Source organism: Streptomyces griseoaurantiacus (genome assembly GCF_036189845.1).
GTDB classification, from domain to species: domain Bacteria; phylum Actinomycetota; class Actinomycetes; order Streptomycetales; family Streptomycetaceae; genus Streptomyces; species Streptomyces griseoaurantiacus.
The window spans coordinates 100,692-121,679 of the sequence record NZ_CP108327.1; the positions used below are offsets into that span (position 1 = coordinate 100,692).

The window sequence follows — 20,988 nt, forward strand, 5'->3', positions numbered from 1 at the left end:
CCCGGCCTCGTCCCGGGCGGCGATGTCCGGCCGGACTCCCCCGCATACGCCCCGAGCCAGGGCCCGGCCCAGCCAGATCGGTGGCCTTGGCCCTGGTGGGGACAGCGGTCGGCGCGCACGAGCAGTGAGTCGGTACTCAACACGCCGATGGTGTGCTCAGCCGGTTTTGAGGGACTTCCCTGCCGCGTCGTACACCTTCCCGGTCACGGCGTTCACGCGGTACATCTCAACCGCTGCCTGCTCCTGCGCGTCCTCACTCTTTCCGCTGCTGGGCCACGTCACGTTCACAAGCCAGTTCGGCTGCCAGTCACCGTCTTGTTCGACGGCTTTCACGGTGACCGCTTCGGTATGGAATTCCGCGCCGGCGTTTCCGTTGGATCGCAGGAGGGTCGCCACCGCCTTGCTTGCCGTCTTCTCGGCCTGTTCGGCATCAATCCGGGCGTCGGGAAGCTTGACCCGGGTCGGGCCACGAGTGACGTCGATCTGGGACACATGGCCAGCCCTGTCCACCTGCACGTCCAGCATCCTGGGCATGAGGACGTCGTTGTGAGTCCATCTCCAGTCCGTGACCCAGCCGAGCTCGGCCTTCGTACCCACAGGGGACGTCTCGCTGACGGTTGCGCTCATCGCCCACGGATACCTCTGCTGGGCGTACGACGTCGCGATCCGAGAGGCTGCGGCATCGCTGGACGGCGGTTTCGCTGCCCCCACCGGGTATCCCATGACGGTGGTGCGGTCGCTGTTCTCCAGCTGTACGTTCAGGTGTTTCCTGTCCGGCCAGGAAAGGCTGCCGGTGCCGAAGTCGTCGGAGTGCCCCCCTTCACGACTGTGCAGGTTGAAGATGATGTTGGTGCACGGTGAGTCCCCGCACGGCTGCTCGTACAGCTGGCCGATCCTGTAGTGGTCGCCGAAAGCCTCTTTGACGGCGGCCTCGACTGCCTGCTTCTGGCCAGAACTCGCGTCGGCGAGGCTGCTGCCGTCCACGTTCGTGAAATCGAGCATCGGGCGTGCCACTCCCGAGCCCAGCAGGACCAGCGCCACGAAAGTGATCAGGGCGCCCTTGACGCCGGCCTGCCAGGCGAGCGAGTGGCGGACTGCGAGGACGACCGCGACGGCGGTGAGTCCGATCAGCCCGCCGATGATGTTCATCTCGGCGTCCGAGCTGTCACACACGCGCCCCAGGCCGTCGACTGTGGCCTGGGTGAATTCGATGGCCAGGGGCAGCGCGAGGACACCGATGAGAACAGGCACCGGGCGTCGGACGGCCAGTAGAGCGAAGGCACCCACGGGCACCGTCATGGCAAGGTTCCACAGCCCTTGCGTGGTGTGGAAGGGCTCGGCGAACTGATGATTGAGCACGCACACGCCGCTGGCCGAGCCACCACCCATGAAAGTGACACCGAGGACACCGGTGAGAGTGAAGGCGAGCGCGACCCACCATGCCCCGTGCGGATTCCCCCGCTTACGGGCGAGCGCACCTGCTGCGCCACCGAGAACGAGGCCGATCAAAGTGCACACGGCCAGATAGCCGACATGGTGTTGGAAGATGGCGGAAAACACGGCGCGGTTCCTTGCGTGGTCATGGCGTGGAGAGCGGGGCCGGGAGAGGGGAAGGCCCCGCCTTTGCAGACGGGGCCCGTGAGGGACCGGTTCAGCAGTGCGAGGCAGGCGTCTGGTACGTGCCGCCGCTGTAGCTGAGCAGGCCATATATGCTCGAGCAGTAGGCGCTGGCCCCGAGCGACCACGTGTGGCTCTTGGTCGAGCCCTGGCTGATGGAGACGGCGCTGGCGTAGTGACTGGTCCCCGAGCGGGAGTAGCCCAGCTTGGCGGAGATGGTGGATCCGCCCGACTTGTAGTACGACGTGCCGACGTTGCCACTGGAACTCTGGTGGACGGTGAGGATGCCGTTCGACAGTGAAGTACACCGCTCCATGGGCTGGTTAGTGGAGGAGTAGCCGGAGCTGTCACAGTAGCTGGCGGCCGAGGCGGCCGGTGCGCCGAACATGACAGACCCTGCAGCGATGGCGAGGGCGGCGAGCGTGACGTTGACTCTACGACGCATGGGATCCCCTTATATGTAATGCGCATGTCACCACCTCCCCCGTAGGAGAGGCGGGCGCATGCGACTGATCTTGTGAGTACTTGATCACGCAGGGTTCGCCAGGTGAAGATCCTTTCTCGCCATGTGAAGAACTCTGGGCAACTCCCTGGTCACTATCTGCATGTTCAGGACATTGATGATCAAGTCCATCGGTTCAGAGTCAGTGCTCCACAAGGCGGAGACAGTAGAGACAGCCAGCGGTGGTGAGCTGGGCGACGGTGAAGGTCAGACACGACAATCACCTTCCGAGGTCAACTGGGCCCGGTGGCCGTGGTAGTGCTACAAGAGCGTGCGGCTGTTCGATGATGGCCGGCCGGAAGCGGGCGCCGGCAGGGAACAGAAGCGGCCGGGCTTCCCCTGAGCTGCGCGCCAGAGATATCCGGCTCCCCGGGGTGACGAGCCTGGACCGGGAAGCGGTCGTGCGGGAGTCCGGCAGGCGCGCCTTTGCGCGGACCGCAGGACATCAACCGCTCAGACCCGAGCAGCGCCGAGGACCGAGCAGATAGCGGGGATGGAGAAACATCAACGCCAGATCATGCGCCTACGCATTCCCGGACCGCCACACCATGCCTCGCCCCACCACCACGGCGATGCCTGACCACTATCCCAACCGTTAGCTCTCATCAGCGCCTGCGGGCGAATCCACCCCTCCTGTCAGGAGGGCTCGGTACGGTACTTGGTCATGACGAATCCTCAAAGACCCCCGCATCTGCGCATCCCCGGCTCTCGCCCCGGCGAGGACCCTTACGAGCTGGTCCACCCCGCCGACATGGTTGGCCTCGGCTGGCGGAAGGTCCCGGCGGAGGAGCAGGAGTTCAAAGTGGCGTCCTGGATCGCGCGGATGGAAGCATGCATGGCTTGGGCAGAGAACAACGGGGTGCGCCTGGGCCCGGGCAGTGACGATCCTGCTTGGTTGCTGAAGGCGACAGCGCGTCGAGAGTACGGGACACGCCCCAGTTGGGTGGACCATCCCCTGTGCTGGGTCCGAGGCCGGCAACCGGCCGCCATCACGGCTTCCCCTTACTCTTACGAACACCACGCGCCGGAGATCCACCAGTGGCTGGCTGACAAACCTGGCATCGGACTGGCTGTCGGGCCCGGCTGGTACCACAACGGGGTGGAGCAGATAGTGTTGTGGCGGCGCGATGTCCTCGGCCATCAGGTGGCAGCAGCCGACGCTGGCGCAGATGCCTTGAACTGGCTAGCCAAGTAGATCATGACCAGAACCGGGAAGGGCTAGAAGTCGTCGCGACCGTCGGGTCATCGTCGGTGCCGTGGCACCTGATGATGCCGACGACCGCTCACTGGCGGTTCCGGCCGGTCCTCCTGCGCCCGACTGCGTTCCAGGAACCGGATGAGGGCCAGCCAGATGTCGCGCTTGTGCTCGGAGTCCTGCGGGACGACGGCATGGACGAAGAAGATCCACGCCGGACGTCACGATCGCGAGCACCACGGCGATGGCGGCCACCCACCAAGGGGCGCTTACGAAAGTGAGCGCGCCGATCGCGGCGCCTCCGCCAAGCACGGGGCGCCCGTCACCCGCGTCGTGCCCGGCCGGGCGTCGGCGGTACGGCAGACGGCCCCGGCTGCTGCATCGGGGTGCTCATCAGGCGGCTTTCTTCTTGGTCTTGGCCTGCGCGCGAGTGCGGGCCCACTCGGCTTCGACGCCCGGCGGGGCGTGCGGTTCGCCGTTGCGTCTGCGCGTCCTGACCTGGCTGCGCAGGCGGTAGCGGGCGTTCTCGACGTCGCCGACCGCGATGCCGAGCACGTCGGCGATCTCGCTCTCAGGGTTTCCCCGTAAATGATCTACGAAATGCTTGCTGCCTGCTTGTTTCCTCGTCACCCGCTGGAGAGCATGGCGTTGTGGACGCCGTCGCCTTGCAGCCGGCAGTCGCGGAGAATCGTCCAGGTCTTCATGCGGGCAAGGGCGTGCTCGACGCGGGCGCGGATCTTACGGTTAGGGGAGTTGTGTTCCTCTTTCCACTCGGGGAAGTCGGCCTGGCCTCTCTCACGGCGGTGCTGGATGACCAGGCTGGTTCCGCGGTAGCCGCCGTCGGCGATCACGGTGGTGGCCGAGGCGGCCTTGGCGCCGGACAGCTTCCATGTCTTGCAGTCGTTGCGATTGCCGGGCAGCGGTCGGCCGACGGCGACGACGAGTTGGGTGTCGTCGTTGATGATGACCTGGCGGTTGGCGGAGTACCAGTAGTTCTTCAACTGCTCGGCCACCTGGTGATCGCGGGTGGGGACCACCAGGTGGCCGTCCACGATCAGCACGGTTTCCTCGCGGAACCTCTTGCGCTGCTGTAGCGCGAGTGCCGGGCCGAGGTCGTAGATGATGCGGTCTGCGGCAGACTCCGACACACCGAACAGCGGGCCCAGTTCCCGAGCATTCTGGCTCACAGGGGAACCCCGAGCCTTCCTACCTGGGACTTCCGATACGCGGCCTAGCCTCGCACTGCGTCAGCCGTTCAGTCCTTGACCGGCCACCGCAGTGGCTCGGAGTAGAAGCCCTGGGTCAGCTCGACCGCTGCGGCCTTCTGGCCGGCCGGGATGAAGAAGACCTTGCAGATGTCCGCCGACTTCCCCGCGCTGAGCTGTTCCCCGGTGTCGGGTTCTGGGCAGTTCGGCCATTTGGCCTGCCCCATGAGGACGAGGAGGGCCCGGGCGCGTTCGTCCTTGTCGGTCTTGACGATCAGGCCCTCGTCCATGTCTCCGACCGTCATGGCCTTGCCGCTCTGGTGGGTGAGGGTGACCGATACGTACACCGGGACCTGGTCAGCCTCTTTCTTGTCCAGGTCGAGGCCGGAGTTCTTCAGGTCGGTCGGCGTTCCGGTCCGCACCTTGGTGGGGGTGACGGTGTACTTGGCTCCCTTGCTCTTCTGCATGGTGGATTCCTGGGGCGGGCTGGCCTCGCCCAGGCTGTAGGTCGTCTTGCTGTTCGAGGTCTCCTTGGCCTGGGATCCGGAGCCAGCCGCCCCGGAGCCGGAGGGCTCCTTGGTGCAGCCGGTCAACGCGGCCGCCAGTGCCAGGGCGCCCAAGGTGACCGTTGCCGCTCGAGTGCTGAACATGTTCCTCATCGTTCCTCTGTGATCGCTTGCAGGTGGTGCATGGACGGGGGTGATGGTGCTCAGGAGGCCAGGTCCCCCTCGGTCCGCCAGGCGCTGGGGACCAGGCCGGGCATGCGGTGGTCGATCTGGTGCTCGCCCTTGACGCAGCCGCTGAACGGGCCGTTGGAGGCGCGCAGCTCGCGCACCGCGGGGTCGAGGTGGTCGCGGTGCCAGGTGCTGGGGCCGGTGTGGCCGCAGGTGGCGGGGTCGGTGAGTTCCTGCCAGGCCAGCCAGCAGGCGTGGAGGCGGGAGACGGCGACGGGGTGCTCGAACCACAGGTGGCACCAGCGGGCGTCCGCGCTGGGTTCGGCGAGGTAGCCGGGGACGAGGACGCCCTCGACCCACTCGATCAGGGCGCGCAGTTCGTCGTCGTACTCCGGGGATTCGAGCAGCAGGATGAACGGCGGGTACCGCCACTCCTCCTCGTCCTGCTCCGCGTCCGAGGCCGGTGCCGGCCCGTCGTCGGCCGGAGGCGGGACCGGTTCGCCCGCCTCCCCCGTCTCGCCCGCGGTGAGCGTCCTGACCAGCGCTGTCAGGCCGGCGACCTGGGCCTTGAGGTCCTCGATGTCCTCGAACATGCCGACCGGCACGTCCAGCTCCGGGACGTCGTCGGGTTCATCGGCCACTGCGCGTTGCCTTCCGTTCCTCGTAGGCGGCGACCGCGCGTTTGGTGATGGCCTGCTCCTCGGCCTTCATCTGCGGGCCGATGTGCGCCATCGGCTTCTCGGCGTACCAGGGGCGCAGGCTGATCTGGGCGACGGGCATGCCGGTCGCCAGGAGCAGGGCGGTGCCCTTGCGCATGGCGCGGATCTCGGCCGGGTCGAGCACCTGTTCGCGCTGCTCGGACCAGCTCCGGCTGCCGCCGTCTCTGGACTTGGAGTACGAGCCGCGCTCGACGTAGTGGGCGCCGGTCAGCGTGGAGACGTCCTGGGCGAACTTGGCGTCGTCCAGGCCGACGCCGATGACCTTCTTCGTGGCCGCGCTCCACAGGGCGTCCATGCCGACCTCGCCCCAGGCCTTCACGCCCTGCCGGTAGGACTGCAGGATCACGAACGGGGTGATTCCCCGGGACCCGAGGTGGGAGTAGAGGTCGGGGAGGTCGGCGATCCGGCAGATGTTCGCGGCCTCGTCCAGGACGGCGCGCATCGGCTCGGGCAGGCGGCCGCCGTGGCGTTCGCCCGCCTCGGCGCCGGCCGTGAACACCGCGTCGGCGAGGGCGGCAACGACCGCGCTCGCCGGGCCGCCCTTCTTCGACAGCAGGTAGAGGGTGTCTGTGCTGGTGGCGAAGTCCTCGGGGTCGAACCGCGGGTGGCGCTTGTCGGGGGTGACCCATGCCAGGACGTTCTCGTCGCGCAGCGCGGAGACGGCGGTGCGGGCGTTCTGGTAGATCCCGGACTGCGTCTCCTCCGCGATGTTGATCGAGCTGTCCACCTGCTCGGCGAGGACCGGCTCGTTGGCGTACAGGACGCGCAGCGGCGCCTTCTCCTTCGGGTCGCTCAGCCACTTCATGACGTCGCGGACGGTGCCGCCTTCCCAGTAGGCGGCCCGGAACAGGCCCACCAGCAGGTCGCCGGCGGCCTGGCTCCAGAAGGGGTCCGCCTGGTCGCTGGTGATCTGGGTGACGAAATGTGAAGCCAGCCGCTCGGCGCCTTCCAGGGTCTCCGCCTGGGCGACCATGTCCCACCACATCTGGCGCTCGGCCTGGGCCACGCCCTGGGTGTCGAGGATCCAGGCGTGGCCGGCCTTCGCGCGGCTGGCGAGGGTGGCGGCGTAGACGTCGGCCTTGTTGCTGGTCATCAGCAGGGCGCCGGGCGCCTCCTCGGCCACCGGGATGGCCAGCGAGGTGGACTTGCCCGCGCGGGGCGCCATGATGGCGACGTAGGTGTCCTCGTCCGACCCGCGCAGCTCGACGCCGGACGGCAGGTGGTCGCCGAGGAGCACGCCCCGGTCGCGGGCCGGGAGCGTGGACGGCTTCGTCTCCTTCAGCGAGGCCCGTAGGCGGGTGGCGGTCCGGGCGGCGTGCTTCGGCGTCAGCTCCCGCACCTGGTGCAGCGTGGCGAGGCTGGAGGGGTTGCGGAACCAGCGGAAGGCCCAGCGCAGCCCCCACACGAGGAAGACGACGACGGCCAGGTCCGCGATCGTGGCGCCGACGACGGAGGCGGTCTGCGCGTGCGGCCACACCGCCGACCAGTCCTTCGTCATCCGGTAGACGGTCAGCGGGGAGGCGGGGGCGGCGTCCTCGCCGGTGGCCAGCGCGCCGGCGGCCGCCCCGGCCCATGTCGTGGCGGAGAGCGTCACCGCGCCGCCGAACAGGATGCCCGCGCCGGCCCATGCCCGGTCGTTGTCCGTCATCATCGGCTCTCGCCTCCCTCGCTCGTCGTCCTCCGGCGCCGGTTGGTGTCCGTGCGGTAGAGCCGCAGTTCCGTCGCGGTCAGCTCCAGCGAGGCCGCGATCCCCGGCCGGGTGCCGATCTTGATCAGGTACTTGCCGCGGCCGGGGTGCCGCGCACCCTCGTCCTCCAAGGGCACGTCGCCGCCGCTGTCGTCAAAGCTGGGATCGATGTCCAGGCCCGTCGACGTCGCGGACGACCAGGAACCGATCATCATGCGTTCCTGCTCGGTGAGGCTGCGCTTGCCGGTGACCCGGCGCAGCTCCTCCTCGGAGGACGCGCCGATCACCCAGGTGTCGCACCGGTCCATCAACCCCCGGGCCTTGGCCCTGTCCTGCTCGGTCGGCAGCGCCTCGACGTCCAGCAGGGAGTGGGTGACGTAGATCGTCACGTCATTGGTCGTCCGGTTCAGTCGGCTGATGGCGTCCATCGCGTCCACCAGGCCGGGCCCAGAGCGCAGGGCCCGCCACATCTCGTCCATCGGCAGCACCAGCGAACGGTCCATCAGGCCGATGCTGCGGGCGGAGTCGATCGCCGAGTACGTGTACGCCCACGTGGCGATCATGCCCGCGCTCACCACGTCGTTGCCGCGGGCCCGCAAGGCGGAGATGTCCACGGACACGGCGGGTGCCGAGATGTCCAGGGGCGTCGTCGTCGGGCCGTCGAACAGGCCCTTGAGCGGCCCGCCGATCAGGTTGTCCAGTCCGGCGACGACCGACCTCGTGAGGTCCTGGTACCGCTCGCCCTGGGCGGCCAGCTTCGTGCGCAGTTCCTCGGGCGCCTCCCGCAGGGCCCGGACGACGTCGGCGACCACGGGGTCGCTGCCGGACTCCTGCGCGGCGGAGGCGAGCTGCACCGCGGTGTCCAGCGCCGAGCGTTCGATCTCGTTCGGGGACCGGCCCAGCCCGTGCTTCGTGGACAGCAGGGCGACCAGGGTCTCCAGGCGTCGGCCGTTGAGGACGTCCAGCAGGGCCTCGCGCCGGTCGACGGGCAGCGTGTGCACGCGCCCCTTGAGCGGGCCGGAGTCCAGCGGATTCAGGCGGCCGATGCCGTCGCCGATCCGCACGACGGAACCGCCGAGCTCGCGGATCAGCTCGCTGTACTCCCCCTTCACGTCCCCGGGGACGCAGGTGAGGAACCCGTACGCCGCATAGACCAGGCACATGCGCTTGACCAGCGCCGACTTGCCCGCACCCGGCTGCGACATGACCCACACGCCGGGGTTCGTCGTCAGCTTGCCCGTCCAGCCGGACGGATCGATGCACACCAGCTCGCCGGTGAGGACGTCCCGGCCGACCGGCACACCGCGCGGCGGCAGGCCGCTGCCGAGGAGGAAGGGATAGATGCCGCCCGCCTGCGAGGTGGGACCGGTGTAGACGGTGCCGGTGTCCTCCACCGGTGCGCGGCCGCTGAACCGTCCGCCCCAGCCCAGCCGCGGGGCGAAGCGGCCCTTGAGCTTTCTCTCGGCCCGCCGCTCCTCGCGGCTGGGTGCCTGGGCGCTCTCCTGGACCACGCGCTTGGGGGTGGTCACCGGCACCGGCTTGGCCTTGCGTGCCATCGTCGTCAGCCCCTCTTGTCACTTCACCAGCGGCGAGTAGCCGATCGGCAGTCCGGCCGCGAACACCGCGGCCTGCGCGCCGAACGCGGACCGCATCCGGATCCCCCTCGTGGCCTTGACCGCGCGCGCCAACTCCTGGCGCGCGGCGGGCAGGTCGGCGGTGCGGCGGGCGGTGGCGGTGACCATGAGGGTCCAGTCGACCACCTGCGCGCCCCCGGCCACCTGCGCGGCGGCCCGCTCCGCGCGGGCGGCATCCGCCCGCTGGCTGTACTTCGCGCGGCCCTTGACCTCGGCGGTCGCCTGCGCTCGCTGGTGGGCGTGGGAGATCTCCCGCTCCAGCACCGCCTCGCCCTCGTACGGGTCGAGCACGCGGTAGGACAGGGTGATGCGCCGCTGGTACCGGCCCGGGGCCAGCAGCGGCAGCAGCACCGAGTAGGGCAGAGGACGGCGCGGCATCTCGCGCAGCACCCAGCTGAGGGACACCCCGCCGTCGTGCGCGTACTCCTCCCAGCCGTCGTCCGCTGCCTGCGGACCGCACTCCGCCCAGGACAGCTCCTCGAACTCCTTGTCCCGGGCGTTGAACACCTCCGGGTCGTACGCACTGCGGACGATCCGGCGCAGGTCGATGTCGGTCGCCCGGCGCTCGATGTCCGTGCCCGTGCCGGACAGGTCGAGCGAGTCGACCACCCGCAGCGCTTCGGCGACCTGCTCGGCGAGGTCCGCCGGCGGGTTGGCGCAGGCGTTCGGGTCGACGGTCACGCTCATCCACGGCGCCACGCTCGCGGTGGCGTGCGGGGTCGTGCGCACCAGCTCGTCAATGATCTTCTTGGCGAGCCGCGGGGCGTTCGGGTCCTTGCGGGAGGCGACGTCGTCGCCGAGGGCCTCCCCGGCGCCCGGGGTGATCTGGATGGTGACCGACGCGCCCTTGACCTGCTCGTCGGTGCTCATCGCGTCCAGCACCGACGACCAGGTGCGCAAGCTGCTCTGCACCGCCCCGGTGGGCGCCATGAGGCTGCCGCCCGGGGCGAGCAGGGTGGTGATGGTCATGTAGCCCGTCGTCCGGTCGTGGACGACGCCGACGGGCCGCCCGCTGGTCGGGTCGTGGGCCTTGATCAGGGTGGAGCTGGCACCGACGCCGGGCAGGTCCAGGGCGTACGGGTGCGGCAGCAGCAGCCGCCGGTAGGAGGTCGCGTCGTACTTCGCCGCCCGCTTCCAGGCGACCTTGGCCCAGTAGTAGCTCAGCGCGGACATGCCGTGCCGCTTCGCGGCGGCCAGACCGAAGACCGCCCCGGTCGCTGGGAGCGTGACCAGCAGGGACAGCGGGAACTGGGTGGCGATCAGACCGTCCGCCATGAGGATAACCGCTGCGAAGATCGTCGCGTTGCGCGACAGCCCGCCGAACCCGAAGGAACGGCGGGCCCGGAAGCCCTCGACCATCAGCGTCTGGGGCACCTCGTGGGTGGTCACTGCCTGTCTCCGCCCATCTGTCCGCTCGCGCTCTGCAGTGCGTCGTTGACGCCGTCCAGGACCTGGATGCCGACGCCGACCGGGCCCGCGGCCGCCGCGGCGCCGCCTCCCGCGGCTGCCGCACCGGTGCCGCCGGCACCTGCGGCGCCCACTCCCCCGCCCGCTCCCGCACCGGCTGCCGCAGCGTCGGCTCCGGCAGCACCTTCGGGCCCGGTCTGGCCGGGCACGCGGGCACCGGCCTCGTTCCGGGCGGCCTGCGCCTGGGCGTCGCCGCCCCGGCCGCCGTCCTCGCCGGAACCGTCGGCACCGTCGTTCCGGCGGCCCATGCTCTGCTCGACGTACTGGGCGTGCTCGACCGCGCTCGTCGGGCTGTCTCCGCCGCCGCTGTCCTCGCCTCCGGCCTTGCCCGAGAAGTAGCCCGCGGCCGCCGTCAGGGCGCCCCCGGCACCGCCCGCGCCCATGCCCGCGCCGACCGCCGCCCCGAACGGGGCGAAGATCCTCGTGAGCGGGCCCGGGGCGATGACCGCGAGGACGAGCGTGGCGCAGCCACGCAGCCATTCGGCGAGGGTCGCGGAGTGCCCGAACTCGGCGAAGCCCGTGCAGATGATCACGGCGACCATCGGCTTGTACGCCACGATGACCATGCCGGAGGTGATGAGGCTGGGCGCCCACTTCCGAGTGGCCTCACCGCCCGTCCGGCCGCCGCCGGCCACGGGGATCAGCAGGCAGATGATCGGGATGGCGCTCTGCCGAAGGAAGATCATCACCATGAGGACGAACCCGATCAGCAGCAGCACGGCGACGACGCTCAGCATCGTGATCGGGTTGGAGACGGTCGTGACGCTGGGCAGCAGGACCTTGATGATCCGCTCGTAGGCCTGGTTGTCATCCTTGAACGTCGCGTTGACCAGACCGGTGCTCAGCACGTCCCCGAGCGTCAGCAGGAACGCGAACAGCGAAACCCCCAGGGCGGACAGGAAGAGGTTCTCCACCCACCCCCGCATCGCCGTCCCGGCATGCTGCGCCTTGCCGGTGACGGCCATTTTGGCGAGCTGCCAGATCACCCCGGCCACGGCGACCACCAGCCCGAGCCACACGAGCATGCCCGCCAAGGTCGCCTTGCCGGTCCACAGACCAGTGCCCTTGAGGTCCACCGAGGGCGCCAGCAGGGAGAACGTCAGCGTCTTCTTGATGACCCACTTGGTGACGTCCCGGGCGGACTTGATGACGTCACCGAGGACGGAGTTCCATACGTTGTCCCACTCCTCTTTCATGGCCTTCTCGCTCGCGTCGCCGACCTTGTCGCACGCGTCCGAGCCGGTCAGGCCGCCGACGCCGGTCGCCTTGCCACCGCCGCCGCCCGTGATGACGCCCGCAAGGGGGCCGGTGATGAACCGGCATGCGCCTTCGACCGCATTGCCTGCGATTCCATCGGCGGCCGCGGGCTGGGGCGCGCACACCGACACACCGAAGACCGCGACCAGGGCGAGCAGCAGCGCGGCGAGACGCCTGCTCACGGTCACGAGGCCTCCCTGATGGCCGTCCATCCCGCCTGGTTGAACTCCGGGTCACCCGGCGCCATGATCGCGGGCCTGCTCTTGCCCCTGACGTTCTGCAGGGCCCTCGTGGTGGCGGCACCGGTCATCTTCCAGTCGCCGTCCTGCCACTGGACCCCGGCCAGGGTGCGGGTGTAGGAACCGGCCTCCTTCTTCATCTCCCCGTCCTTCTGGACCACCCGCTCCAGCACCCACGCGCTGACCTCGGTGTCCGACTTCTTGATCACCTTGAAGCCGATCGCAGTGCTGCGGACGTACGCGCCCACCGGCAGCGGTCCCCCCGGCCTCACGCCCATCTGCTGGGCGAGGTCCTTGTCGGTGTCCACCGCCTGGTGCTCGATCTGCTCGGCGTTGTCCGCCGACCGGTCGGCCTTGCCGACGTACGAGTGGTAGATGCGCAGCTGCTCGTCGACCGTGGACCTCTTGTCCTCGATGACGGTCGTGTTCATGGCCGCCATCATCGCCACGGCCCCCTCGATGGACCGGGGGAAGCCGACCTCGCTGCCGTGCTCGTCGGTGCGCTTCCCTCGCGGGAGCGCCGCCCATGAGTTGGGCTCGGTCCAGTCCTCCGGCGGCGCGTACGTCGCGCTCGGGCCGGGCGAGGCGGACGCGCTCGCGCTCGCACCGCCCGATCCCGCCGGCGTGCTCCCGCCGTCGCCGTCGTCGCCGCTGAGCACCGCGTACCCGGTAAGGGCGAGCACGGCCGCGAGCACACCGCCCGCGAGCCACATGCCCCGCGTGTTGAAGGTCCCCCTGGTGCGCCCCATCTCCGCCCCGCCCTCAGCCCGCGATGCCGTTGAGGATGGCGATCAGGGAGCTGGACAGGATGATCGCCGCCAGTCCGCCGCCCATCCATTTGAAGGGCTCGCTGCCTCCGCCGTTGCGGCTCTTGTCCGAGACGGCGAGCTTGTAGACGCCGAACCCCACGCCGCCTACCCCGGCCAGGATCAGCAGCCACAGGCCGTAGCCGAAGATCTCGCTGACCGGGCCCTCCATCCCCGGGATCTTCGTCGGCTTCGCCCCGGGGATCAGCCCGGCGGCGAGAGAGAGGTCAGCGGCAGCCCGCCCGATGGCCATGCTCATTTCCCTTCGATCGTGCGCCGCAGCTTCGCGGCTGCGCGCTGGACGTCCCTGTACGCGAGGGCCTCGTCAGGCCCCTTAACGGTTCGCAGAACGGGCAGATACGGCACGCGCGCGACGCCGGCCAGGCGCCCTTCCAGGGCTCGCAGGAGGAAGCGCGCGTCCTGCACGGGCCGGGCCGGGGCATCGGCCAGCCACACCAGCCAGGGCCTGGGCAGCGCGCCCCAGCGCCGCAGCGTCTTCTCCAGCTGCATGACGCCGTGCACGGTCGTGTCGGTCAGCAGCACCGGGACGACCCCGTAGGGCAGGGTCTCCCCCGGCGGCAGGACGCGCGCCCGTGCGCCGCCCGCCCCGTCGTCGAGCATGGCGGCCACCGTGGCCACCTGGATGCCATTACCGTCGACGGGCATCAGCGCATATCGGAGCGCAACGGGTGCGATGACGCGCGGGGTCGGAATCACCGGTTGGCTGGTCAAGCCGCAACTCCCCCTGCATGCCTGAAGTCTGAGTGACGCTCTTGGGTTTCTGGGACCACTGCGGCTAGCGTGACCCACTGCCGCACCCAGCGTGTCCGACCCTACGCGAAGAGTGATCACTCACTCGTCCGGCCCTGCGGAACCGCGGCGACTCCGGTGGACAGGACGTGATCCGCTACCGCGGAACGTCCCGCAGGCCACCGCAGCGAAGAGAACAAGACGGGGGGATGGCGCGTGAAGGTGCTCGTGGCAGCCGCCGCCGCGGTGACAGGCCTCGTCCTGGTGGTGACCCTGTCACTCATGGGGCTCGTGATCGCCGACGAGGAAGCCTCCGCCGCCGAGACGTCCGACGGCGGAGGCGGGCTGCGGGGCGTACCCGAGGAATTCCGCACGTGGATCCTCGAGGCGGACAAGGCCTGCAAGGAACCGGCGATGACCCCCTCCCTGCTCGCCGCGCAGCTCTACCAGGAGAGCAAGTTCAAGACCACCCGTGAGGAGGCCACCAGCAAAGCCGGCGCCGAGGGCCCGGCGCAGTTCACCCCCAGCGCCTGGGCCACCTGGGGCAGGGACGCCGACGGCAACGGCGAGTCGAGCCCGTGGGACATCGGCGACGCCGTCATGGCACAGGGCCGCATGATGTGCTCCCTGCTGAAGCAGGCGAAGAACTCCGGCCTCCCCGGCGACGTCCGGGCCCTCGCGCTGGCCGGATACAACGCCGGCTGGCACCGCGTCGAGCAGTTCGGCGGCGTCCCCCCGAAGTCCTTCGCCAACGGCGAGACCCACCACTACGTCCAGGTCATCCTGTCGACCATGTCGCGGTTCGAGGGCCCCGGCCTGCTGCAGGTCTCCGGATCCGGCACGGGCGTCACCGCCCTGCGCAAGGCAGTCACCCGAACGGGCACCCCGTACGCCTACGGAGGCGGCGGCCCCGGCGGCCCCTCGACCGGCTTCTGCGACGGCACCAACGGCTACCAGCGCGGCAAGTGCGCCGCCTCCAGCACCGTCGGCTTCGACTGCTCCAGCCTCGTCCAGTACGCCTACTGGCCGAAGGTGAAACTGCCCCGCACGGCCGCCGCCCAGTACGGCGCCACCTCCGACCGCGCCGTCTCCCGCACCGACCTCGAGCCCGGCGACCTGCTGTTCTGGTCGCACGGCGGCAGCGGCTCCATCTACCACGTCGCGCTCTACGCCGGCGACGGCAACGTCCTGCACGCACCCCGCACCGGCCGCCACGTCGAAGTCGCCCCCCTCACCTCCGCCATGCCCGAACGGGACTACTTCGGCGCGACGCGGCCCTGACCCGGGGGCAGGTTCCGCTCTGGCCGCGCCCTACGGTTCGGGCCCCTCCCCCAGGATCCGCACGGTTCCCACTCGGTCGAACAATGAGGCGGGGCCGCGCCCCGGACGTCTCGGCTCAGCCCAGCGTGTCCATCAGGGCGGTGACATAGGCATCCAGCCGCTCCTCCACGACCCGCGTCGTCAGGTCTGTCCTTCCTGCCTCCCGCCATGGCTGTGACACCGACCGCACTTCCTCCGAGGACGCCAACCCGTCCCGGACCAGCCAGTACAGCCGCTCGCCCGCTGCCGCGGCCAGCACCCCGCCGGCCTCCTCGTACGCCTCCGGGAACCGCAGCCCCCACGCCGGGCCGTGCAGCAGCGCCAGATTGACGGCGCAGTGCGCCACATCGAGATCCGCCGGGCCCCAGGACGCCGCTGCCCAGTCGATGACGCCGGTGATCCGCGCACTCGCCGGTCCTGGGGGTCGCACGTCGAACAGCACATTGCCGGGCTGGAAGTCCCGGTGCAGGAATCGCCCTTCATAGGGCGGCACGGGCTTACGGATCACGTCGATCGCCGCGGTCCATGCCGCCGCGTCGGCGCCCTTCGGGACCACGACGGTGTCGGCGGTCGTCGCCGTCGCATACTCCCGGGGCCGCACGGCAGGTCGTACCGCGTGGATCGCCACGAGTTGGCGGGCCAGCTGGGGGACGCGTGCCTCCAGTCCGCCCTCGTCGAGGACCGTCCGGCCCACCAGATGCGTCATGAGGAGCGAGGGATACTCGCAATGCGCGGCGGTCGGATCAGCCGCTACCAGTTCAGGGGCCAGGACGCCGGTCCCCGTGAGCAGGGTGAGGGCGCCGGCCTCCCGGTTCAGCGAGTCCTCGGCGTGCTCCACGTAGAACGGGTCGACGAAGCTCCGCAGCACCAGGTCACGACTGCCTCCGTCCCGCATGCCGACGGTCAGCCTTCGCATCTCGGCAGTGATGCCGCCGTGCAGCACCTCGGTTCCGACGATTCGTTCGCCGGCCTCCAAGTGCCGGTTCACCCAAGCCAGCGTCAACGGCCGGACTGCCACCGCCTCATTGTGGTTGGTCACCGTGCCACCTCATCATCCGGACGGGGATACGCGCGAAGGCTTCGTCGGGCGCGGGGCCGTGCTGCTCAGCACTTCGAACCCGCAGGTCACGATGGCGTCGAACGACAAATGGACTCGAGGCCCGCACCCGGAACGACGTGTGCCGCAGAGCGGCCTTCGGTCTGCGGCACGCATGGGTCCGGCCGGTGCTACCGCCTCCTGCCACTCCTCGCCGCGGGCCCGGCCTCGCGGTGCGCGGCCACGCCCGGCGTAGCCGGTGCCGCGCCCTTCCCGGACGCCCTGGCAGGGCCCACGCTCGGAGACGTCGACCGGGCCGCTGCGGTGCTCACCCTCGGCCCCGGCCCCGGCCCCGCCGGCGCCGGCGCCGTACCGACCGGCCTGCGCAGCGCGTCGTCGGCCGCCTCAACCAGACGCCGCCCCCTCTGTGACTGCGGGCCCTGCTGCCATGAGGTGTCCTTCGACAGCCCGGCCAGATGTTCCGCGACCGGCCGGCCCTTGCTCTCCATGTCCGCCATCCGTGCCGCGACCAGCGGCCACTGACGCGCCGTCACCAGCAGGTCCGCTTCCCGCTCCGCGCCGGGCATCGCCTCGCGCACCATGCGCGCGAACCGCTGGTTCTCCGACGGTGCGACGGACAGTTGCCGAAGGGCCCGCTCCCGGTCCCCCAGGTCGAGATCCTTGGGGATGTCCAGCCCGACCGTCAGCGGCCCGTACGACAGCGTCGCGTCCCGGCTCGGGGTCGGCGCCTCCGCCGTCGCGAGCACCAGGGCGACCGCCTGGTCGACGCCGACACCCTCCTCGTGCGCGGAAGCGAGGATCGCTCGCACGTCGACTCCGCGCTCGTTCAGCGTCGCCATCGTCCGGGCCATCTCCGGCCATGCCGGGGAGGACAGGATCGCCTCGCGCACCGGTCCCGCCGGCAGCGTCTCGCGCAGTGCCTTCGCCCACTCCTCGGTGCCCTCGCGCCTCACCTTCTCGGCGTTCGCCACGACCTGGTCCCGCACCGTCACGGTGATCTCGCCGACGCGCGGCAGCATCGTCTCCAGGTCGACACCCGCCCGCTTGAGCGCCATGAGCTGCTGGGCGAGCTGGGGCCAGTCCGCGCCCTCCAGCAACGCCGCGGCGATGTCGTCGGGGAGGAACTTCCTCACTTCCTCCGAGGCCTCCGCCGCCGACTTCTCGGCGTCCGGGAGTTCGTCCTCCTTCCCGGCCCGCTTCTGCTGTCGGCGGCGTACCGCGTCCGCGGTGGCCATGACCAGGCGGAACGCCATCACGGAGCTCTGCACCGCCTCGGCGACCGCCTCTGTGAACGCCTCCCCCGGGCGCTCCTCCGGCGTCGGCATCGACATGCTCGCTCCCCTCCGTCACCGGGCCCGGCGCGGACCCCTGTGCTGCTCGTCGCCCGGCGGCCGACGCGTCGGTCCGGGCGCCCCCGTCGTGCGCGGCCCACTGGTGCGGCCGGTGCCGCCCGGAGACGTCGGCGACGGGCCCTTGCCGGTGGCCGCCGCCGTCGCACCGCGCTGACGGCTCCACCCGTCCAGCCGCCATGTAAGCACTTCGGCGACCGAGTCCGCTGAGGTCAACTCCCTGCGCCGGGCGACCAGGGCAAGGACCTCGGCCGGATCGTCACCGGCCTTCTCCATCACTGCCAGCCGACTCCGCAGCGCGGGCCACGCCGGGTCGGCCAGGACCTCGCGCGCATGCTCGGGCACAGCCTCCTCGACGACTCCGGCCATCGGCCGGCTGCCGGGCTCCGCGGCCGCGCGCGGACCGGTTCCCTTCCGGGCCGCGGTGCGCTCGGGGCGTGGCGTGTACTCGCGCGCCGCGTTGACGCCGACGGTCACCTCGACCGCCTCGTGCAGCAGCCGTCCGGCCCGTCCGGCGGCCTCCGCCTGGACGCGGTACTCCTGGGCCTGGTGCCAGCATCGGGACGCCTCCACCGCGGTCACCAGGGCGAGCAGGAAACCGAGTGCGGCGACCGTGTCGTTACAGCCGGCCGCCGACATGGAGCGTGCGAGGACCTGCGTCGACTCCCGGTACAACTCGCGTGCCCGCCCCTCCATCCGGCGTGCGGACGGGGCCCGAGCCGCCCGTTCGAACTCGTACGCGGCCTTCCGCGTCTGGCTGCGCACCGAGTGCGGCGAGACGACTGCGGCGGCCACGATCAGGTCCCCGAGGGCGGCCACGTCCCCGGCGCCCTGGTGCAGCCCTCCCGCACCGAGCTGGTCGGCGGCGGCGCGAACCTTTTCCGCCGCCGAACCCCACGCATCCGCCGTGCCCGCCGCGGTCTTCACCGGCGGCCCGCTCCAGCGCTCACGTACACGCGGCAGGGACAGGTCGGGGGCGAGTCCGGAGCCCGAGAACCACACGGGCCTCTGCCCGCCGTCGCGGTCGCCCGGCAGGGCCGCGGAGTAGCCGGTCACGTTGCCGTCCGGGGCGATCCTCTGCTTGACCCGCAGTCCTGCCGCCGCAAGCCGTCCGAAGAAGTCGGCGTCGCTCACGGCGGCGGCCGCCGCCTCGCGCACGGCACGCTGGAGTGTCTCGCGCACCGGCTCGGGCAGGCCCCGGCGCACCGCCTTCTCCGTCTCCCCGGTCTTCGCCCACCGGCGCGCGGTGCCGTCGGCGTGCGTGAGGCGACGCAGGCCGAACTCAACCTCGAACCCGCGCGCGACCTCCTGCATCCGCAACTTGCTCCAGCTCGTGTCCGGCTGACGCCCGTCCTCACGGGCCCGAGTGGCCACGATGTGAATGTGGTCCTCGGCGTGCCGCACGGCCACCCACCGACACCCCTGGTCGTCGGCGTGCGGGGCGATGCCGGCCGCGTGCATCAACTCGCGCGCCACCCGGGCCCACTCCTCGTCGGTGAGCCTGCGGTCCTCGGGCGGATTGCGCACCGCGACGTGGAACACGTGCAGGGGCGGGCGCCTGCCCCGCAGGGCGTGCACGGGCGCGTCCAGTAACAGTGCGAGATCGGAGAGGGAGAACTCGTCCGACCGTCCCGGATCGGGCACCGTGACGTCCCAGGCGGCGACCATGTGCGGGTCCGCGTGTTCGTCGCGCTTGCCCGGGCCGTACAGGTAGAACAGCAGGCCGGCGGTGTCGTCGCCCGGCCGGGCCTCCTTCGGGATCACGAGCGCGGCCGCCGCTCTCTCATCACCTGCAGTGTGGCCTCGTCGACGCGCCGGACGGTCTCGTCGACCAGTGCCAGGACGGCTTTGATCCGAGCGTCGGTCATCTCATCTTCGGCGTTCAGCGTGGAGGTCACCTGGCTGAGGCTGTTGCCGACCCGGCGCAGCTGCCCGCGCGTCTGGATGAGTTCCTGCAGAACCTTCTTGGCGTCCGGGGAGACGGGCACCACCCGCTCGGTGGCTACGGCCAACGACACCTCACCGACCCATGCCGCGAAGGCCTGGTTCTCACGGTCAGCGGCCTCCTGCACGATCGCCATCTCGGCGTCGTTGAAGGAGACCTTGAACCGGTGCGACCGGGGCCCACCCGGCTCCCGCCCACGGCGCCGCACCGGAGCGCGCGCCCCCTCCGCGTCCACCGGCGACTCGTCCACGCTGGCGGCCCCTTCCCTACCCCGTCCGGTCCATTCCTGGACCAAGATCGCAATGACGGCCAACCTAGTACAGCCCGGTCAGCTAAATACGGTCATTGGGCCCAATAACCTACAACTCGCTTCCCGTGGCTACTGTCTCCCCACGCGACACGGGGCCTTCATGACGTGCGGTCAAGACCGCCCCGGCTTGTCGCATCACGGACCAAATGCAGCGACCGCCGGAAGGGCGGCAATACGATCACGGCATGCCAAGCGCAGACGAGATCTTGCGGAAGATGAGGGCACTCCAGGAGCGCCGGGAAGCGGCCGCGGGTCCGCTCGTGGACATCCTGGCCAAGCGGAGCAGACTGCTGGAACAACTCGCCGAACTGGATGAGCCGTACGGCAAGGCGTACAGCGACGCGGAAGCGGCAGGCTGGACAGCGGTGGAACTGGCGAAGCTGGGCGCTGACGAGCCTGCCAGACGGCCGCGGAAGCGACCGCGTTCGGCGGCGAAGAGGCCCGGCGGACAGGCCCCCGGGCCGTCCGTCGCCGGCAGTTCGCCGGCGGGCGACATCCCGGCGCAGGACGGTCCCTTCACAGCCGAAGGCGTGGTGACGTCTGCCGCTTACAGTTGACACCCTCTGGTACGGAGAGGGGCCCTGGCAGCGGACGCGGGGAGCACTTGCCGAGGGGCGCGCCAGCTCGATCGCGTTGGGACCATCCCCGCGGGTGCGGGGAGCAGTCGTTCTCCTGGATTCTGCAGGTGCCCGTGCAGGGACCATCCCCGCGGTGCGGGGAGCAGACGGCCGCGGGCGTCGCCGGGGCCGTGGCCCGGGGACCATCCCCGCGGGTGCGGGGAGCAGGCGGCGGCGCCGGAGAACCAGAGTCCGCGGTCGGGACCATCCCCGCGGGTGCGGGGAGCAGCCCCTGACCGCCTCCCGCACCAGCGCCATCGCGGGACCATCCCCGCGGGTGCGGGGAGCAGGGCCCTCCTCGGACTCCACCTGTACGCCGCCCTGGGACCATCCCCGCGGGTGCGGGGAGCAGGTACGCCGCAGCCACGGCGAGGAGGGGTTTGAGGGACCATCCCCGCGGGTGCGGGGAGCAGTTCTGGTCCTCCACCGAGACGCCCAGCCAGACGGGACCATCCCCGCGGGTGCGGGGAGCAGGCCGTGCCACACGATGCTTGCAACGGCGGAGGGGGACCATCCCCGCGGGTGCGGGGAGCAGCCGGTCGTGATGGACGACCGGGGCCGCTGGCAGGGACCATCCCCGCGGGTGCGGGGAGCAGGAGTAGCCCTCGGACAGCTGGTAGTCGCTGTAGGGACCATCC

The 20,988-nt window shown here is 70.6% G+C and carries 19 protein-coding genes, 1 pseudogene and 1 CRISPR repeat array; of the genes and pseudogenes, 3 read left to right on the forward strand and 17 right to left on the reverse strand.

Annotated features, from left to right (window positions below):
• Positions 1-156 precede the first annotated feature (156 nt).
• Both OHB09_RS32940 and OHB09_RS32945 read right to left on the reverse strand, forming a co-directional pair.
• A complete protein-coding gene (locus OHB09_RS32940) occupies positions 157-1,560 on the reverse strand; it encodes a VanZ family protein (protein WP_328923110.1) in 1,404 nt (467 codons plus the stop codon).
• Positions 1,561-1,651: 91 nt separating this feature from the next.
• Positions 1,652-2,062: a hypothetical protein gene (locus tag OHB09_RS32945; protein WP_328923111.1), complete on the reverse strand. Its 411-nt coding sequence runs from the start codon at positions 2,060-2,062 to the stop codon at positions 1,652-1,654.
• Positions 2,063-2,783: 721 nt separating this feature from the next.
• Between OHB09_RS32945 and OHB09_RS32950 the strand changes: the two genes are divergently transcribed.
• Complete coding sequence (locus tag OHB09_RS32950; RefSeq protein WP_328923112.1) at positions 2,784-3,314, forward strand: hypothetical protein; 531 nt, start codon at positions 2,784-2,786, stop codon at positions 3,312-3,314.
• 393 nt (positions 3,315-3,707) lie between these two features.
• On the opposite strand, the gene OHB09_RS32955 is transcribed toward OHB09_RS32950, so the two are convergent.
• The 11 genes and pseudogenes from OHB09_RS32955 to OHB09_RS33005 all read right to left on the reverse strand — a co-directional run bounded on the left by OHB09_RS32955 (position 3,708) and on the right by OHB09_RS33005 (position 13,734).
• Positions 3,708-3,944, reverse strand: a complete 237-nt coding sequence (locus OHB09_RS32955) for a hypothetical protein (protein WP_328923113.1) — start codon at positions 3,942-3,944, stop codon at positions 3,708-3,710.
• Positions 3,941-4,486: pseudogene (locus OHB09_RS32960) on the reverse strand (transposase); the annotation flags it as partial. The pseudogene OHB09_RS32960 and the gene OHB09_RS32955, both read right to left, overlap by 4 nt.
• Positions 4,487-4,569: 83 nt before the next feature.
• On the reverse strand, positions 4,570-5,169 hold the full coding sequence (locus tag OHB09_RS32965) for a hypothetical protein (protein ID WP_328923114.1): 600 nt from the start codon (positions 5,167-5,169) through the stop codon (positions 4,570-4,572).
• A gap of 59 nt (positions 5,170-5,228) precedes the next feature.
• On the reverse strand, positions 5,229-5,834 hold the full coding sequence (locus OHB09_RS32970; RefSeq protein ID WP_328923115.1) for a DUF4913 domain-containing protein: 606 nt from the start codon (positions 5,832-5,834) through the stop codon (positions 5,229-5,231).
• The gene (locus tag OHB09_RS32975; RefSeq protein ID WP_328923116.1) at positions 5,824-7,563 is read right to left on the reverse strand and encodes a type IV secretory system conjugative DNA transfer family protein; all 1,740 of its coding nucleotides are present in this window, start codon (positions 7,561-7,563) and stop codon (positions 5,824-5,826) included. The genes OHB09_RS32970 and OHB09_RS32975 overlap by 11 nt, the downstream gene beginning before the upstream one ends.
• Entirely contained in the window at positions 7,560-9,155 is a 1,596-nt protein-coding gene (locus OHB09_RS32980; protein WP_328923117.1) for an ATP-binding protein, read from the reverse strand. The genes OHB09_RS32975 and OHB09_RS32980 overlap by 4 nt, the downstream gene beginning before the upstream one ends.
• A gap of 18 nt (positions 9,156-9,173) precedes the next feature.
• Positions 9,174-10,622: an SCO6880 family protein gene (locus OHB09_RS32985; RefSeq protein WP_328923118.1), complete on the reverse strand. Its 1,449-nt coding sequence runs from the start codon at positions 10,620-10,622 to the stop codon at positions 9,174-9,176.
• The gene (locus tag OHB09_RS32990) at positions 10,619-12,139 is read right to left on the reverse strand and encodes a hypothetical protein (RefSeq protein WP_328923119.1); all 1,521 of its coding nucleotides are present in this window, start codon (positions 12,137-12,139) and stop codon (positions 10,619-10,621) included. The genes OHB09_RS32985 and OHB09_RS32990 overlap by 4 nt, the downstream gene beginning before the upstream one ends.
• Before the next feature lie 2 nt (positions 12,140-12,141).
• Positions 12,142-12,945, reverse strand: a complete 804-nt coding sequence (locus OHB09_RS32995) for a hypothetical protein (RefSeq protein WP_328923120.1) — start codon at positions 12,943-12,945, stop codon at positions 12,142-12,144.
• Positions 12,946-12,958: 13 nt separating this feature from the next.
• Positions 12,959-13,261, reverse strand: a complete 303-nt coding sequence (locus tag OHB09_RS33000; protein WP_328923121.1) for a hypothetical protein — start codon at positions 13,259-13,261, stop codon at positions 12,959-12,961.
• Positions 13,258-13,734: a hypothetical protein gene (locus OHB09_RS33005; RefSeq protein WP_328923122.1), complete on the reverse strand. Its 477-nt coding sequence runs from the start codon at positions 13,732-13,734 to the stop codon at positions 13,258-13,260. The genes OHB09_RS33000 and OHB09_RS33005 overlap by 4 nt, the downstream gene beginning before the upstream one ends.
• A gap of 234 nt (positions 13,735-13,968) precedes the next feature.
• Between OHB09_RS33005 and OHB09_RS33010 the strand changes: the two genes are divergently transcribed.
• The gene (locus OHB09_RS33010; RefSeq protein ID WP_328923123.1) at positions 13,969-15,033 is read left to right on the forward strand and encodes a C40 family peptidase; all 1,065 of its coding nucleotides are present in this window, start codon (positions 13,969-13,971) and stop codon (positions 15,031-15,033) included.
• Between the two features lie 115 nt (positions 15,034-15,148).
• Here OHB09_RS33010 and OHB09_RS33015 read toward each other — a convergent pair whose 3' ends face one another.
• The 4 genes from OHB09_RS33015 to OHB09_RS33030 form a co-directional block, all read right to left on the reverse strand.
• The gene (locus tag OHB09_RS33015; RefSeq protein ID WP_328923124.1) at positions 15,149-16,111 is read right to left on the reverse strand and encodes a phosphotransferase family protein; all 963 of its coding nucleotides are present in this window, start codon (positions 16,109-16,111) and stop codon (positions 15,149-15,151) included.
• 188 nt (positions 16,112-16,299) lie between these two features.
• Entirely contained in the window at positions 16,300-17,460 is a 1,161-nt protein-coding gene (locus OHB09_RS33020) for a hypothetical protein (RefSeq protein ID WP_328923125.1), read from the reverse strand.
• Positions 17,461-17,475: 15 nt separating this feature from the next.
• The gene (locus OHB09_RS33025) at positions 17,476-19,242 is read right to left on the reverse strand and encodes a relaxase/mobilization nuclease domain-containing protein (protein ID WP_328923126.1); all 1,767 of its coding nucleotides are present in this window, start codon (positions 19,240-19,242) and stop codon (positions 17,476-17,478) included.
• Positions 19,239-19,673 carry a hypothetical protein gene (locus OHB09_RS33030; protein WP_328923127.1) on the reverse strand — a complete coding sequence of 145 codons (435 nt, stop codon included), beginning with the start codon at positions 19,671-19,673 and terminating at the stop codon, positions 19,239-19,241. Before OHB09_RS33030 ends, OHB09_RS33025 begins: the two co-directional genes overlap by 4 nt.
• A 245-nt stretch (positions 19,674-19,918) precedes the next feature.
• On the opposite strand from OHB09_RS33030, the gene OHB09_RS33035 reads away from it, so the two are divergent.
• Complete coding sequence (locus OHB09_RS33035) at positions 19,919-20,290, forward strand: hypothetical protein (protein ID WP_328923128.1); 372 nt, start codon at positions 19,919-19,921, stop codon at positions 20,288-20,290.
• A 199-nt stretch (positions 20,291-20,489) separates the two neighbouring features.
• Positions 20,490-20,946: direct repeats of the CRISPR family, unit length 29 nt; unit sequence GGGACCATCCCCGCGGGTGCGGGGAGCAG.
• Positions 20,947-20,988: the final 42 nt, after the last annotated feature.